This is a genomic window from Caldibacillus thermoamylovorans (assembly GCF_000751775.1).
In the GTDB taxonomy this organism is placed as follows: Bacteria; Bacillota; Bacilli; order Bacillales; family Caldibacillaceae; genus Caldifermentibacillus; species Caldifermentibacillus hisashii.
This window is the reverse complement of sequence record NZ_CCRF01000044.1, coordinates 1-16,193: the sequence shown is the minus strand read 5'-3', so window position 1 is coordinate 16,193 and position 16,193 is coordinate 1. Positions and strand designations below refer to the sequence as shown.

Sequence of the window (16,193 nt, the reverse complement as noted above, 5' to 3'; positions counted from 1 at the left end):
GTTTTAGTGTGTTAAATGTGAGATCTTTCTTATGAAAACCCTGTTTCATAAATAAAACCACTTCACTTTAGTTGTGAGGTGGTTTGTTTATTTTTGCTCTGTGCTCTATAAGTTTAGAATTTCTTTAATATCCTCTTCTGTTAATTTGGCAATGCCTTCTTCTCCGGCTTGAATGACGGTATCAATTAATTCCTTTTTATTTTGCTGCAACTCATACATTTTTTCCTCAATGGTTCCTTGGGTGATTAAACGGATCACTTGCACAACCCGCTTTTGTCCGATTCGATGCGCCCTTCCTGCTGCCTGGTCTTCAACAGCCGGGTTCCACCATAAATCATATAATATAACCGTATCGGCACCGGTTAAATTCAATCCGGTATTTCCAGCTTTTAAAGAAATTAGAAAAACATCGCCTTCCCCTGCATTGAAACAGTCAACCATATCTACGCGCTCTTTCGGTTTCGTTTGACCATCTAAATAAAAGAACTTGACACCTGCTTGTTCCAATCGTTCCCGAATAATCGCTAACATACTAGTAAATTGAGAAAAAACAAGCATTCTCCTGCCATTTTCTCTTCCATTTTCAATCATTTCCATCAACTGATCAAGCTTACCGGAATCACCTTGGTAATTATCAACAAATAAAGACGGATGACAGCAAATTTGTCGCAATCTTGTTAATCCGGCTAAAATCTTAATTTTACTCCTTTCAAAGCCATTTTTCTGGATTGATTCAGCCGCTTCCGTTCGGATTCTTTCAAGATAAGCAAGATACAATTCCTTTTGTGGCTTGGTTAAATCTGAATAATTGATTGACTCTATTTTATCCGGCAACTCTTTTAAAACATCCTTTTTCACCCTTCTTAATAAGAATGGACGAATCATCTTAGCAATTTTTTCAGGCTCGATTCGGCGAAATCTTGTTAATGGCGGGAAAAAGTTCGGAATGACTCTTTGAAAAATCGACCAAAGTTCATCAACGGAATTTTCAATTGGTGTACCGGTTAAAGCAAAACAAGTTTCTGCATTGATTTGCCGAACCGCTTTTGCTGTTTTCGTTGTATGGTTTTTGATTGATTGTGCTTCATCTAAAATAAATGTACTAAATTGATTTTCCAAGTATTTATCAATATCTTGTCTTAGTGTTGGATAAGATGTAATTAGGACTTGTGGTAAATGATCATTTTGCAAAATGTCCTGTCGTTCTTGCGGTAAACCGATAACTACTGCAACATCCAATATCGGCGCAAATTTTTGAAATTCATTTTTCCAATTATAAACGAGAGAAGCAGGAGCAACAATCAAAGCCGGTTTGGTCGACTCACTTTCTGAAAAAGATGATAAAATAAGGGCAATTGCTTGTACTGTTTTACCGAGCCCCATTTCATCGGCTAAAATACCGCCAAGTTTAAAACCAGCCAGTGTCTTCATCCATTGAAACCCATTATATTGATAGTCACGTAAATCTGCCAGTAGTGTATCTGGCACAGAAAAATCAAGATCTTCCGGGTGTTTCAGATGATGCAACAAACGCCGAAACTGATTTCCATATTTTGCCCCGCTCCCTAAATCGTTTTGCAACATTTCATCAAGTTGAATGCCGCGGAAAATAGGCAGTGGTATTGTTTCATCTTGAAGCTGGCGCGGATTTATTTGAAATTCATGAACAATTTGCTGAACGGTTTGAAATTCCTCCGATTGCAAGTTGACGAATGCTCCATTGTTTAAGCGATAATACCGTTTCTTTTCCACGACCGATTGCAAAATATGCTCAATCTCTTGGCGATTTACATCTTCCATATCGAAACCAACTTCTAACCAGTTTTCGGTTGAATTCACATCAATATTCACGGTTGGTGTACTTTTTTCCGGTAATAACAATGATTTTACCGCCTGTGTTAAGTAAATCTCCATTTTTTCTTCAAGCTGGGGCAATGTTTCATATAAAAATTCAAAAATTCCTTCTTCCCCTTCAACATATAATCCGGCTCGATTATATTTCAAAGACGCAGATTCAATAATGTCCATTATTTCCTCTTCTTTTCCGGTTTGCCGCATAATGATTGGCCCATTTGTCCGGTCAGAATTTACTACAAACGGATCGATTTTGTGCTTCCCATAACAAAACTCAATCGAAATGGTTAATATATTATCGATTCGGTCCACATACATTTTCGCATGCAATGGTAATTTGACAATTTGGCTTGCCACATGATCCGTAATTTTCAGTTTGCTTGTCTTTTCAATAACCGGAACAACTTGAGAAACAAACGGTTCAATTTGATCATCGGCAATGGGAAGGATAGGTGTACGCATCCTGGAAATCATATTTTTCAATTCTTCTATTATTTTTTCTTGTTCCGGAGAAATTTTATAAAAATAGTTTTTCTTTGAGATATATCCATAAAAATCCCAAAATTCCCAGGATAACAGTTGACTCAAATCCAATTGAAACCCATTGTCAACTCCTTTATCCAATTTCAAGGATAATGGGTGCTGATTAGAAATGACTTTTATTTGATTATATACATGTTTGTCTTTTTGAAAATGAATCGTCCGGCCTTCAAATTTTGCTAATAATTGGTCGATGAGCATGGGCGGAATTGAAATACTGCGTTCTTCCCGTGAATAGGAAGATTGATCGTAAGGGTCATATATTTCTTTATAGAGTTCATCGTATTTGATTGCTTCTATTAATAGATCGATAATTTCCTGATCTTGTTCTGTAAACATTTGTTCTATCGGATCATAAGAGTACTTGGCAGTAAAAGAATATTGGACTTTTTGATCCACAGCTTTTAAAAACTCTTTTATTTTTTTTACTACATAAGTTCGGTTTAACCCGACTTTCATTTCAACCGCTAAAGTTTTTGGTAATCGGTACGAGCCTTTCTTCACCTCAATAATCCAGTCTACCATCAATGGTTTGCGATTTTTTTGTACGGTTTGGTCAAAATTCAGTGAAAAGGTGGAAATTGTTTGAATGAATGAATTCGTTAATTCCTTCATATATTGAGCTTGTCTGTCTTGTTCACTGCTCCTATTTAGATCAGATAATGATTTGATTTTTGCAGGGATATTGGCACGTTTTTTACTTTCATGTATTTTTAATAATACAGCAGCAATATGTTTACAAGGACCCCAATATTCAGAAAAAGCAGGGCAATCACAATTATAGCTAATCCCATCATCATCTACTATTTCCACTTCATAGGTATGTGTTCCTCTCACCTCTGCCGACCATTTATAATTAATCGGATCATAATATAGATTTCTGACACGTCCGGATTTATAATATTTTAACCCACGTTGATAGGTTGTAGTTGTGAACATCCTTTTAATTTCACTTTTCGTTAGCTGGTCAATATTCATAAACATCCCACCTAAAAATTAGTTTCATATATACCTCTCTAAACATTAGGCACTCTTTACATAAAGGGAGAAAAATCTTTTTTATAGGACTTTCTTTCTTTCAACTCGGGTATTACGTATATAAACATATATAATACTAAACCAGTAACCAAGCCTGCTGCAACATCAATAATTGAATGTTGTTTGATTAATACCGTTGACATACAGATGAATACAAGCATTAATCCGGATGCGAGTTTCCCGTATTTTATTTTTGAAAATGCCTCCGAGTGTCGAAGCGCGGAATGTGTCGCAATGGAATTGATTACATGGAGACTTGGACATACATTCGTTGACGTATCGGTTTCATAAATATGTTTTATAAGCAGTGAAAACGGATCACTCCCGGTAATGACCGGTCTTAAATTTTGACCATGCGGAAAAATCGCATAAATCGTATAAGAAAAGGCCATAGCAATACCCATAAAAGTAAGCATACGATAAAAATCTTTTTTGGAATGAAGTCCGGTATAAATTAACCCAAAAGCTACATAAAAAAACCACAGTAAATACGGAATGACAAAAATGGGGATAAAAGGAATTAAGTCATCCAGCGGGCTATAGATTATGAATTTTGGTATATTCGTAGCCTCCAAATATTTAAACCAAAATAACAGCGGTAATAATAACAGTGTCCAAAAGAAGTGTTTATATGTTTTAATAAAGCTTTTCATATTTTCAATTATCCTCCGAGTGAGATGGGAACAGGTTGATCGTCCCATTGATTTTTGCGTGCTTCTCTATAAGTGCTTGACGATATTTGCATTTTATATATGATTGAAAGAGTTTATTATTTACTACTTCACCTTAAACTAGAACCTATAAAATTATTATAACGATTATTAGCCAAAATGAAACCTAGTAATATAAGAGTCTTCATGGTTAATCCTGCCAAGCGGGAAATTAAATACGGTCTCAAAATCATTATCTTTAGTTGGCTTTTATTATAATATCGTTATTCTGGTGAACATGTCATCTATTTTTTAGTATTTTTTTCTAGTAAAATACTTTAACAAACCCTGTCTTCTTTCTAAACCGTAAAAAGTTTAAGCAAGAAAATTTGTCAAGAAGAGGAATTTAAAGAATCATAGTAAAATTTTTCTATTCAATATATAATAGTTTCATAAAGGGAAATAATTTTTCACAGGGGAAAATTGGTACTATACTGGTCAATTTTTTCATGATTCTATTTCATTACACATTGGTTTAGGAAAATTCTTGTTTCTTCATACACGTAGCTGCAAAAACTTGATTCATTTGAGTATCCATCTTGAATTCCTTATAAATGTTGCTATTTATTTAGTTCATTGAAAAAATGCATTCGAATCGTTATCATCACCTCCGAAAAAAATTATCTAAAACTTGTAATCATACTAAAATACAACTTAGAAAGGATAATTGAAAATGAAGATGACAATTGGAAAAAAACTGTTTGCTGGATTTTTTGCGGTTTTATTTTTATTAGGAATAACAGTAGGAGTTAGTTATTATCAAATCAATACCGTTGATAAAAATTATACAGACTTAATTAATGATAAAGCGAACAAGCTCATTATGATAAAAAGTTTGGACATACAAATAAAAAAAGAGCAGTCTAGTTTACGCGGTTATTTACTTTTAGGAGATGAAACTTCCTTAAACAATTTTAAAAAGGCACATGAAAGTTATTTAAATACGAGTAAAAGTTTGAGTGATGTCATTACTCACAAAAAAGCAAAGAAATTTTTAAGTGAGTTAAATCAAATTGAAGATGAATATTATCAATTCAGTAAAAAGGTATTTCAACTAAAAGAACAAAATAAAACCGATGAATATACGACTCTGATATCTACAGAAGGCCGAAAGATAATGGAAAATTTCGATAAAAAGATAGAAGAATTTACAGATTATCAACAAAAATTATTAGACAAAGGAAATAATGATACTACTGCTGAAGTAAAATTTATCATTCAATTAATGCTGATTTTAGGTTTCATTGCTATGTTATCTGGTATTTTCATTGCCATCTATATGGGGCGCATTATTTCAAAGCCGGTAAAAATCGTAGCACAATCTGCTAAAAAAATTGCATCAGGGGATCTCACTGTAGAAAATATTGAGGTAAAAAACCGGGATGAAATTGGCGATTTAGCAAATTCGTTTAATCAAATGGCGAAAAGTCTCCGTGAAATGATAAAAAAAGTCGAAAAAAATGCTGAACAAGTGGCTGCATCGGCGGAAGAACTAACAGCCAGTGCAGAACAAACGAGCAAAGCAGTTGAACATGTAGCGGAATCTACGCAGGAAGTTGCCGCCGGGATGGATAAACAAGTGCAAAATGTGGAAGAAACTTCACAAACCATTAACGAAATGTCTGTTGGAATTCAACAAATTGCAAATAATGCTCAAATTGTTTCCTCCAGTGCGATGGATGCATCAGAAAAAGCGTCTGAGGGAGGTCGTTTATTAAAAACAGCTGTAAGGCAGATGCATACAATTAATCAAACCGTAGATGGATTATCTAAAGTAGTTGGTGAACTGGGAGAACGTTCAAAAGAAATAAATCAAATCATTGCGGTAATTACCGATATTGCTTCTCAAACAAATTTGTTGGCATTAAATGCTGCGATTGAGGCAGCGAGAGCCGGTGAGCACGGCCGTGGGTTTGCTGTCGTTGCTGAAGAAGTGCGGAAACTGGCAGAACAATCTGCACAATCAGCAAAGCAAATTTACCAATTAATATCTACAATTCAGGAAGAAACTAATTTAACCGTTCAATCAATGGATGCTGCAAAAGGGGAAGTATTGTCGGGAATTGAGGTTGTGAACACTGCCGGAAATTCCTTTGCACAAATTGAGCGCTCGATTAATAATGTTACTGTCCAAATTCAAGAAGTATCATCAGCTGTTCAACAAATGGCCGCAAGTTCGGAACAAATTGTACAATCAATGAAAATGATTACTCAAATATCCGAATCATCTTCTGCTCAAACAATGGCAGTTTCTTCCGCTACAGAGGAACAATTGGCATCAATGGAAGAAATCACATCAGCAGCAAACTCGCTAACAAAAATGGCTGAAGCGTTACAATCGCTCATTGAAAAATTTAAAATTTAAGGGACATGTTCATTGTCCCTTTTTTAATGACCCAAATGAAGTTGTCCAAGGATGTCCCTTTGAAATCCGGAAGGGGATTTGGTAAAATTAATATTATTTTTGTATAATATTTTGTTTGAGGTGGACTGTTTGAAGCAATTAACAAAAAAGGAAATACTATTTTTCGGTTTTACATTGTTTTCAATGCTTTTTGGCGCAGGAAATTTAATATTTCCCGCCTATTTGGGAAATGCGGCGGGTGACAACGTTTGGCAAGCAGTCACCGGTTTTATTATTTCTGATGCCGGGTTAGCCATATTAGGGTTTATTGCAATAGCCAATGCCGGAACGTCTGATATTTTAGCAAATAGAGTTCATTCAACCTTTGCCTTTCTTTTTCCATTGGCAATCTATTTAGCGATTGGACCGGGATTAGCGATTCCACGTGCAGGAAGTCTTGCTTATGAAATGGGGATCAAACCTTTTTTACCTCATACTGGTGCCGCAGCATCTGTAGGACTATTGGTTTTTACCATTATTTTTTTCAGCATCGTTTTTTGGTTTGCCAAATCACCGTCAAAACTGGTTGATCGTGTAGGGAAAATATTAACCCCGATTTTACTCATATTAATTTTTACCGTCTTTGTCAAATCTTTATTTATGGACGCAGTACCATTGAAAAATGCTGTCTCTCCTTACAAAGAAAATCCGGTAATAAGAGGATTTTTGGATGGTTACCAAACGATGGATGGACTTTGTGCATTTATTTACGGAATTATTTTTACAAACCTTTTTACTGTCAAAAAAATTACAAATCGTTCCTTGCAAATAAAATATTTAATTTCGTTCGGACTTATTTCCGGTGTCCTTTTATCCATTTGTTATATTATCATAGCTTACTTGGGTGCAAAAGCGTTGTTTCCGGGAACAGTTGATCATGGAGCCGTCGTATTATCAATCGTAATGACTCAATTGTTAGGGAATGGTGGAACAGTTCTATTAGCTATACTATTTTCTGTCGCTTGTTTAAGTGTTTGTATCGGGTTAGTTACATCATGCGCGCAATATTTTACAACTGTGTTTTCAAAAATATCTTACATTCAATGGGTTTTGCTTTTATGTGTGGCAAGCGGTGTTGTCGCAAATCTCGGTTTATCACAAATTTTGAAAGTATCCGTACCGATTCTCGGATTTTTATATCCGATTGCGATTACCTTAATGATTTTAGGTATTTTACATTCGTGGCTACCTTCCTATTCCCGGCCGGTTTACGTGATAACGATAATCATGGTCGGATTATTTAGCTTGTTGGAAATAATCAATTCGACCATATTTAATGGTGAATTTAACCCATATTTATTATGGATTCCATTGCAAACGGACGGATTTGGCTGGATTACCATTGGCGGGATTGGATTCGTCTTAGGGAGTATTGCCGGCAAAATATTACCGAACACCGGGCATACAAACACAGCTTGAAAAATTCGCAAAACTCGTGATGATAGATTAAAGATTGGTTAATGGAAGTGGTGTGGGGATAGGCTGAAGCCACTGAATAACGCATGTGCAATATATTAGGCTAAATCACTATCAACAACAAAGACTAGTTTTGTTGTCTGGAAAGTATTGCACTCTTTCAGTGGCCGCAGACAAGTTCATCGTCGCCTTTTTGATCTATTTACACTTTTTTAGTAGCCTCGGACAGGTTCATCGTCGCTTTCTTATAACCATCGGCTCACCTCATTATACACATTTGGCACCGGTATCCTCCTTAGGATAATTTGAAAATCTCTTTGCATTTCATATTCTTTCTAAATTTAACGTTACAGATTTGGGCTATTATTAGGGAATTTTCTGTTATTTTTAAGCACCTTTGTACTATTTTTATTGTCTTAATCTTCAGGGACGATTTCTCTTCCTACCAGTTGTTTGAGGTACATAAAAGCATTTTTGATTTTTACATGATATTCCAATTTACCTACTTATTTCTTTAAGATATCTACTAATCAATGGAAATCTTTCTATATTATACTAGATCTCATGTGTATTATCTACATTGAATGAAAATTTCGCCACTACTTCATATAAACTTTTTAGGTTGTCATATTTAAAACCATCTATGAAATGGTTAGGATAGTTTTATATCTCTATTAATTTTTTGTACTAGATAGAAAGATAAAAACAAATGCAAACATTCATTTTATATCGTATAATTATATAAAATGTGCCAGGGGGGAATTTTATGGTTATTGAACATTTAAGACCAATCTTTTATGTTATTCTCTTATTTTCCATTATAATAATGCTTACAGTTATTATAAAGAAAAAATCAGTACATAATCTAATAATTACTTTTTATATTGTCACATTCTCAATATTTGCAATTATCTTATCGGGAATTACACTATTTCAATCCGGTATGATTGCAGATGAAACTGGAAATGCAGGAGACGAAATTAGTTTTTATTTATTCATCGCAGTTGTAATCATAAATGTAGTGAATATTGCTTTAAGTTTTTTAAAGAAAACTCGGCGACTGCCGAGCCTTTAGGTGAGTGCAGAGCCGTAGTTCAGCGAAAAAACATTTTCGCTTGCGAGGTAATGCTACCGAAGTCTTTCAGTGCACTTATGCGTTAGGAAAGTAGAAATTCAAAAATTTATACTTTCCTATTAGCTAAGAAAAAATGTCAAAAAAAATTAGGTAGATAACTAACCGGATGAAAATAAGAAGTGGAATCAGTCGGCCTAGAACGAAGCAAGTGAAATAATTAAATACATCTTTCTGCCTCTATTGCTTAAATGAGGAATAAAAAGGAAGTCTTTTTGCCACCCTAATTTTGTGAAATATTAAAAACTTGTGAGGATTTTGCTGCTGCTTGACGGAATAAAGCCTCATGATTGATTATGGGTATCAACTTTTGAAATAATATAAGTGCCTATACTCTATTGAAAGGTTGGAGATATGAATGAAAGTATTTTTAATCGGTGCCAACGGTCAAGTGGGCAGACATATCGTAAATTTATTGCAGATGAGCAATGAACATTCAATAAAGGCAATGGTGCGTAATGAACAGCAGGCTGAAACCTTTAAACAATCAGGGGTGGATTCCGTCGTAGCCAATTTAGAAAGCAATGTGGATGATCTTGCAAAGGCAATGGAAGGCTGCGATGCTGTTATTTTCTCAGCGGGTTCCGGCAGTAAAACAGGTCCGGATAAAACATTGCTTGTTGACTTGGATGGTGCGGTAAAATCGATGGAAGCGGCAGAAAAAGTTGGAGCAAATCGTTATGTAATGGTCAGTGCCATCCAAGCGCATAACCGGGAAAGTTGGATAGACAGTCCAATTAAACCCTATATGGTTGCCAAACACTATGCAGACCGAATGCTCGTTTCAAGTTCGTTGAATTATACAATTGTACGCCCGGGTGCATTGCTCAACGAACCGGGTACAGGGAAGGTACAGCTTGCGGAAAATCTCCAAAGAGGGGCAATCCCCCGAGAAGATGTAGCCAAAACAGTAGTCGCTGTTTTAAACGAAGACAGCACGTTCCGCCGTTCATTTGATATTATATCAGGAGATACAACGATTGAAGAAGCTTTAAAAAATTTGTAGCTGTGAAAAAGAGAGCATCCTACTCAAAAACTTGGAAAATATTGCATTGTTCGCTTATACTGGATTAAAATCAGGAACATTGTTCCTGATTTTAATCGATATACCCTTTATCTTTTAACATACGATACGCTTCTTCTTGCTTTTCTTCTTTTATTTGATATTCAAGTGTGCTATCTACAATTTTGGCACATCTCCCACCAAATGGTTTTAAGATTTCCTTTATTTCTTTTATATTTGCAGCAGAACTTTTTAGCGGATAATTTACCTTCATCCATTAACACCTCCTAAGATTCATTATAATGAATTGAGATAAGTTTTACGGAAAAATATTGAGCAAAAATTGAACTTATAAAGAAAACTCGGCGACTGCCGAGCCTTAAGGCGATGGCAGAGCCGTAGTTCAGCGAAAAAACATTTTCGCTTGCGAGGTAATGCTACCGAAGTCTTTCAGTGCACTTATGCGTTAGGAAAGTAGAAATTGAAAAATTTATACTTTCCTATTAGCTAAAGAAAACGAACCCTTATTGGATTCGTTTTCTCTCAAATTCTTTTTATCATTTTTCTAGGCCTAAATGAGCTTACCACTCAGCTTTTGTACCATCGTAGTTTTTCCAGTTAGGATTTGTCCAATAAAGACCTTCAGCAGATACTTCTTTTACCTTGTCTTCATCAATTTCAAGTCCCAAACCTGGTTTTGTCGGGATATCAACATAACCATCTTTGTATTGGAAAATCTCTTTGTTCTTTACAAAGTCGAGCAAGTCAAAGCCTTTATTGTAATGAATTCCCAGTGATTGTTCTTGAATGAATACGTTCGGGCTGCAAACATCTATTTGTAAAGTGGCAGCTAATGAAATTGGGCCATATGGTGCATGGGGTGCTGCGGCAATATCATACGCTTCGGCCATCGCAATAATTTTTCTAGTTTCTAAAATACCGCCCGCTAAGGCAACATCAGGTTGAATAATATCAATAACACCGCTGTTTAGGATATTTTTGAAGCCCCAGCGTGTATATAATCTCTCACCGGTTGCAAGCGGAGTGGATACATGTTTTGCCACTTCGACAAAACCTTCTTCGTTCTCAGGTAGAACAACTTCTTCCAGAAACATCGGGCGATATGGTTCCAATTCTTTTGCCAAAATTTTTGCCATTGGTTTATGAACACGACCATGGAAGTCGACACCGATATTTAAGTCGTTTCCAAATGTATCTCTTAAAGAAGCGACTCTTTCTACAACTGCATCAATTTTTTTAAAAGAATCAATATAGTGTAATTCTTCAGTTGCATTCATTTTAATGGAGTCAAAGCCTCGGGTCACACGATCTTGTGCATCTTTTACTACATCAGCCGGGCGATCCCCGCCGATCCACGAATATACTTTAATTCTATCTCTGGCAGATCCGCCAAGTAACTCATAAATTGGTGCATTGTAGTATTTTCCTTTAATATCCCAGAGCGCCATTTCAATACCGGAAATAATCGTCATGTTAATTGGGCCGCCTCTGAAAAATACCCGATAAAGTTCTTGCCAAATTTTTTCAATTTCTAAAGGATTGCGTCCAATAATTCTATCAGCTATTTCATAGGCACCGGCTACTACCGTACGGGTTTTTGTACCGGATACCATTTCTCCCCAGCCTTCAATCCCTTTTCCAATGAATTCGACTCCCATATTCGTTTACCTTATATATATGATGGGATGCATGATCGGTTTAAAGGGAAAAGTATACTGTTATTTGTTTTTGAAATCTTACCATATAATATTACATAATTGAATACCCATCCCGCTTCCATAATCACCCATTTATTAATTAAAATTTATTTATAATGGTCTCTACTTGATTTGTTATCATTTCAATTAATTCAGCAGCATGCAAATTTTTGCTTAATCGAGGATTTTGTCCGCACCAAAGCGCCATAAACTCTTTATTTTTCTGTTTTACGGCTTCTGACCGGATATCTTGTGTAAGTATGTTTTGAATTGGATAGGCTGGCAAAGTAGTCTCGTGCTCTTTCATTTTTTTGATAAACGCATTGTTCAATCCCCTGGCTGGCTTACCACTGAATGCCCTAGTGATGACTGCCTGTTCTTCGGTAGCGTTTAATATTGCTTTTTTATGCAGTTCATTTGCTCCACTTTCTTTACAGGTAACAAAGGCTGTCCCCATTTGAACTGCTTTCGCTCCCAATACTAGAGAAGCTAAAACTCCTCTGCCATCCGTGATACCGCCGGCTGCAATAATAGGAATAGAAACCTGATCCGCCACTTGCGGAATAAGCGCCATTGTTCCGATCATTGAATGGTCAAAGGATTCTGCAAAACTACCCCTGTGTCCCCCGGCTTCACTACCTTGGACCACAATCATATTCATTCCAGCCGCTTCATTCATTATTGCTTCTTTGACTGTTGTGGCTGTTCCAATTGTGATAATGCCGTTATTGTTTAATTTATCAATAATTTCTCTCTGAGGAATGCCAAACGTAAAACTGCAAACAGGTACTTCATATTTTAAGACGATTTGAATCTGTTCATCAAAAACAGCGGTATCGATTTGCGGAACATCATTCTTTTTTTCGATTCCTAACATTTGCCGGATAGGTTCCAGCAGCTGATTTGCACTTTCAATTTCCTCCTGTAAGACATCAGGTTTTTCAGGGACAAACAGATTGACACCAAAGGATTTAGAAGTCAAGTCCCTTACTTTTTGAATATTCGACTCTAATTCTTCCGGAGTCATATAACCCGCCCCGATCATCCCAAGACCACCAGCATTTGATACAGCGGCAACAAGTTCAGGAGTCGTGATCCCCCCGGCCATTCCTGCTTGTATAATCGGAAATTTGATTGATAGTTTTTTGGTTACTTCTGTATTATTCCACATGTCATTTCCCCCTCGGATAAATATAATCCCCTAAAATTCTCCAAGAAAAACAGTTCATTCGTTTCTTTGTTTCATTATTTTCATTATCCGGTTGTTGGTCGATTGAGTGGTCCAACTATTCCTATTGTAGGATTTCTTGCCATTTTTGGAAAGCCAAATTACTTGTTATTATGCTTGACTTCCCAATTTTTAAAGATACATAGAAAAATAGTCATTTAATCTTTCCAACTATGTTGAAATATGATTTCAGAACTTAGAGAGCCCAATGTGAAAAAATCAAAAACGAAGGATCTCCCATTGCCTTATCGCCCGATTTTTCTGTTATAATTATTTACATTCAAAACAAATAAGTTCTGCTATTTTCCATTTTCAAAAAATGTCAGGGGGAACTACGATTGATTTCACTGGAAAACATTTCGCTTAAAAGAGAAGGAAAAACAATTTTAAAAAATGTTTCTTGGGCAGTTACTCGAGGGGAACATTGGAGTATCTTAGGTTTAAACGGTTCGGGAAAAACAACTTTATTAAAAATTATTAACGGATACCTTTGGCCAACAGAGGGGCGTGTCCGTGTACTGGATCAAACTTTTGGGCAAACAAATATCCCGGAATTACGAAAGAAAATCGGCTGGGTTAGTTCTTCCATTCAACAGCGATTTCGGCCAAGTGATTCGGTATTATCCATTGTATTAAGCGGGAAATTCGGATCGATTGGGTTGTATGACACGGTACAGGAAAACGATATAGAAAAAGCCCATTATTTAATGAAATTATTAGCTTGTGAAAAATTTATGAATCAGAACTATGAGTCATTATCTCAAGGTGAACAGCAAAGGGTTCTAATTGCACGGGCATTGATGGCATCCCCTGAGCTATTAATTTTGGATGAACCTTGTACCGCATTGGATATAATAGCAAGGGAACAATTTCTAAGATTTATTGAAAAAATAGCAAATGAACCTGGGGGACCGACGCTCATTTATGTTACGCATCATGTAGAAGAAATTTTGCCCGTATTTACACACACTCTTTTGTTACGAAGTGGAGAAGTTATCGCTTCCGGTCAAACAGATGAAATTTTGACGGAAACAAATTTGTCCGCATTCTTTCAACAACCGGTTTCAATCCAAATACATGACGGTCGTACATGGATTGCATTAAAACGAACCGAAAATATTTCGATTGAAAGGCTGGTCTAATACAGCTTTTTTCAGTATAGCGAAAGTATAAAATATAGATAAAAAACGATAGAACGGTAGATTTCAATGAAGGGCGTCGAGGAGTGTCTTTTGGACGGTTTGGGTTTGTTTCATCTTCATTTTGTGTAATAAAGCCGATTGGACTTATTTTAGTTTCTCTGTCGATGAGTGTTTAAACAATTAGCACTCGCTTCAATTGATATATCATTTTTTATAGAGCTGAATATCAGTGTTTCTCCATTAGCTTTAACGGTCTTGTATCAAAAAAGGCCTTTCCTTTAAGAACAAATATTGTTCTCTTATGGAAAGACCTTTATTTTCTATTAAACTGCTAAGCTGTGATGATGTTCGGCTTCATTGTTTTTGTATTTTTGATTAAATTTCCAGATAAAATAGCCGAGTGAAATTAACATCGAACCAATAATATATATCGCTAAAATACCGGCATTTTGCCACATAAAGCTGTAATCTCCGCTTGAAATGACTGCTTTAAATCCTTTCACACTGTAAGTCATCGGTAAAAGCGGATTAAAGAATTGGACAGCTTTCGGTATTACTTCTAACGGGAATGTACCTGCACTTGATGTTAACTGTAAAATCAAAATCAAAATTGCAATGAAACGTCCCGGATTGCCTCCCAAAGTAACTAAGAATTGAATTAGTGTTATAAACGTTAAACTGGTAAAAATCGTAAATAAGTAAAATAGCGGAACATTTTGTACATCAATATCCAAGACATACAAAACGAGCGTTGCAATGAATAACGATTGAATGACTCCTATCGTTACCATTACTGCCAATTTACTTACAAACCAACTCCAACCATTTTTTGGAATTCCTGCCGAGTCAACCAATGGAAAAATAATGGTTAACAATAATGCACCGACAAATAAACCTAATGATATAAAATATGGTGCAAAACCAGTACCGTAATTCGGTACTTTATTGATATGCGCCGAGTCAACTTCTGCAGGGCTTGCCATCATATCATACGTTTTATCATTGGCATGCAGTGAACTTGCTTCATCAGCAGCTTCACTTAATTTTTTATTCAACTCATCGGTACCGGCTTGCAATTGATTTGTACCGTCAGCAAGTTGAACGGAACCTTCTGCCAATTGACCTGCACCAGAACTTAATTGACCGGAGCCATCAACTAATTGACCCATGCCGGCATTCAATTGATTGGCACCTGAAGCTAATTGATCAGCACCTGCTTTGGCTTCACCTAATTTTTGCGTAAATAAACCAAAACTTGATAAATATTGATTTTGGCCATTGCTTAATTGTAAAGCACCTTGTTTTAGCTGCTGTGAACCTTGATCCAGCTGGCTAATACCGGTTTGTAATGCTTTTTGACCTTCCTGTACTTGTTGAAGACCGGCAGTTAGCTGATTAAATACCGGATCTGTTGACGCCTTAATTTGAGCAGCCAATTGCCCGGTAAGTTCATTCGTATTTGTTGAACTACTGTTATTGTTAATTCCGGCAATAATTTGTTGCTTAAGTTGGTTCACTAATGCTGTTCGATCAACGGATCCAGCCAACTGTTCTCTTTGTTCGGGCGGGAGTTGTTGAATCAATGGTTGCAGTGCGGCCAATTGTTGTTGTTGATATTGAATGATAAAGTCTGCCAATTGATTTGCCATCTCATCTGCGGAAGCGATACTCGATTGTTTGACAAGAGCCGGCAATTGACTGCTCAAGCCACTTGCCAATTGATTCGGTAGTTGTGCCTGAACACTTGTAATCCCATTCTTGACTTTGTCGGTTCCTTCAATCAATTCAGGTAATTTTCCATTGATTGTTGAAATTCCTGTACTTGCTGAATTAATTCCATCGTATAATGCATCTGTCCCTGCTTTTAAATCTTTTGATGCAGATAACAGTTGACTCCCGGCATCATTCAATTGACCAATTCCACCTGAAAGTTTTCCTGCACCATTAGTTAAATTTTTTGTTCCATTTCCAGCAGTTTGAATGCCTTCCGTAAATTCAACTGATTTTT

At 36.2% G+C, this 16,193-nt stretch carries 11 protein-coding genes; 5 read left to right on the top strand and 6 right to left on the bottom strand.

Annotated features, from left to right (window positions below; genetic code table 11):
• Positions 1-105: 105 nt before the first annotated feature.
• Together BT1A1_RS06610 and BT1A1_RS06605 are read right to left on the bottom strand one after the other, a co-directional pair.
• On the bottom strand, positions 106-3,372 hold the full coding sequence (locus tag BT1A1_RS06610) for a DEAD/DEAH box helicase (protein WP_034769367.1): 3,267 nt from the start codon (positions 3,370-3,372) through the stop codon (positions 106-108).
• Between the two features lie 56 nt (positions 3,373-3,428).
• Entirely contained in the window at positions 3,429-4,085 is a 657-nt protein-coding gene (locus BT1A1_RS06605; protein ID WP_034769365.1) for a phosphatase PAP2 family protein, read from the bottom strand.
• A 730-nt stretch (positions 4,086-4,815) separates the two neighbouring features.
• Between BT1A1_RS06605 and BT1A1_RS06600 the strand changes: the two genes are divergently transcribed.
• From BT1A1_RS06600 to BT1A1_RS06585, 4 genes are all read left to right on the top strand, one after another.
• Positions 4,816-6,507 (top strand): methyl-accepting chemotaxis protein, encoded by a 1,692-nt coding sequence (locus BT1A1_RS06600; protein WP_034769363.1) that lies wholly within the window; start codon positions 4,816-4,818, stop codon positions 6,505-6,507.
• A 129-nt stretch (positions 6,508-6,636) separates the two neighbouring features.
• Entirely contained in the window at positions 6,637-7,965 is a 1,329-nt protein-coding gene (gene brnQ / locus BT1A1_RS06595) for a branched-chain amino acid transport system II carrier protein (RefSeq protein ID WP_034769360.1), read from the top strand.
• A 763-nt stretch (positions 7,966-8,728) separates the two neighbouring features.
• Positions 8,729-9,037 carry a hypothetical protein gene (locus BT1A1_RS06590; RefSeq protein ID WP_034769355.1) on the top strand — a complete coding sequence of 103 codons (309 nt, stop codon included), beginning with the start codon at positions 8,729-8,731 and terminating at the stop codon, positions 9,035-9,037.
• Between the two features lie 415 nt (positions 9,038-9,452).
• The gene (locus BT1A1_RS06585) at positions 9,453-10,100 is read left to right on the top strand and encodes an SDR family oxidoreductase (RefSeq protein WP_034769354.1); all 648 of its coding nucleotides are present in this window, start codon (positions 9,453-9,455) and stop codon (positions 10,098-10,100) included.
• 91 nt (positions 10,101-10,191) lie between these two features.
• Here the strand turns inward: BT1A1_RS06585 and BT1A1_RS06580 are convergent, their stop codons facing one another.
• The 3 genes from BT1A1_RS06580 to BT1A1_RS06570 form a co-directional block, all read right to left on the bottom strand.
• Positions 10,192-10,371, bottom strand: a complete 180-nt coding sequence (locus BT1A1_RS06580) for a hypothetical protein (protein ID WP_034769352.1) — start codon at positions 10,369-10,371, stop codon at positions 10,192-10,194.
• 307 nt (positions 10,372-10,678) lie between these two features.
• Entirely contained in the window at positions 10,679-11,776 is a 1,098-nt protein-coding gene (gene dgoD / locus BT1A1_RS06575; protein WP_051989045.1) for a galactonate dehydratase, read from the bottom strand.
• Positions 11,777-11,915: 139 nt separating this feature from the next.
• Positions 11,916-12,986: an NAD(P)H-dependent flavin oxidoreductase gene (locus BT1A1_RS06570; RefSeq protein ID WP_034769351.1), complete on the bottom strand. Its 1,071-nt coding sequence runs from the start codon at positions 12,984-12,986 to the stop codon at positions 11,916-11,918.
• Positions 12,987-13,381: 395 nt separating this feature from the next.
• On the opposite strand from BT1A1_RS06570, the gene BT1A1_RS06565 reads away from it, so the two are divergent.
• Positions 13,382-14,185 (top strand): ABC transporter ATP-binding protein, encoded by an 804-nt coding sequence (locus tag BT1A1_RS06565; RefSeq protein WP_034769350.1) that lies wholly within the window; start codon positions 13,382-13,384, stop codon positions 14,183-14,185.
• Between the two features lie 323 nt (positions 14,186-14,508).
• Here the strand turns inward: BT1A1_RS06565 and BT1A1_RS06560 are convergent.
• Positions 14,509-16,193 (bottom strand): YhgE/Pip domain-containing protein (locus BT1A1_RS06560; protein WP_034769349.1); only part of this gene is annotated, 1,685 nt, incomplete at its 5' end.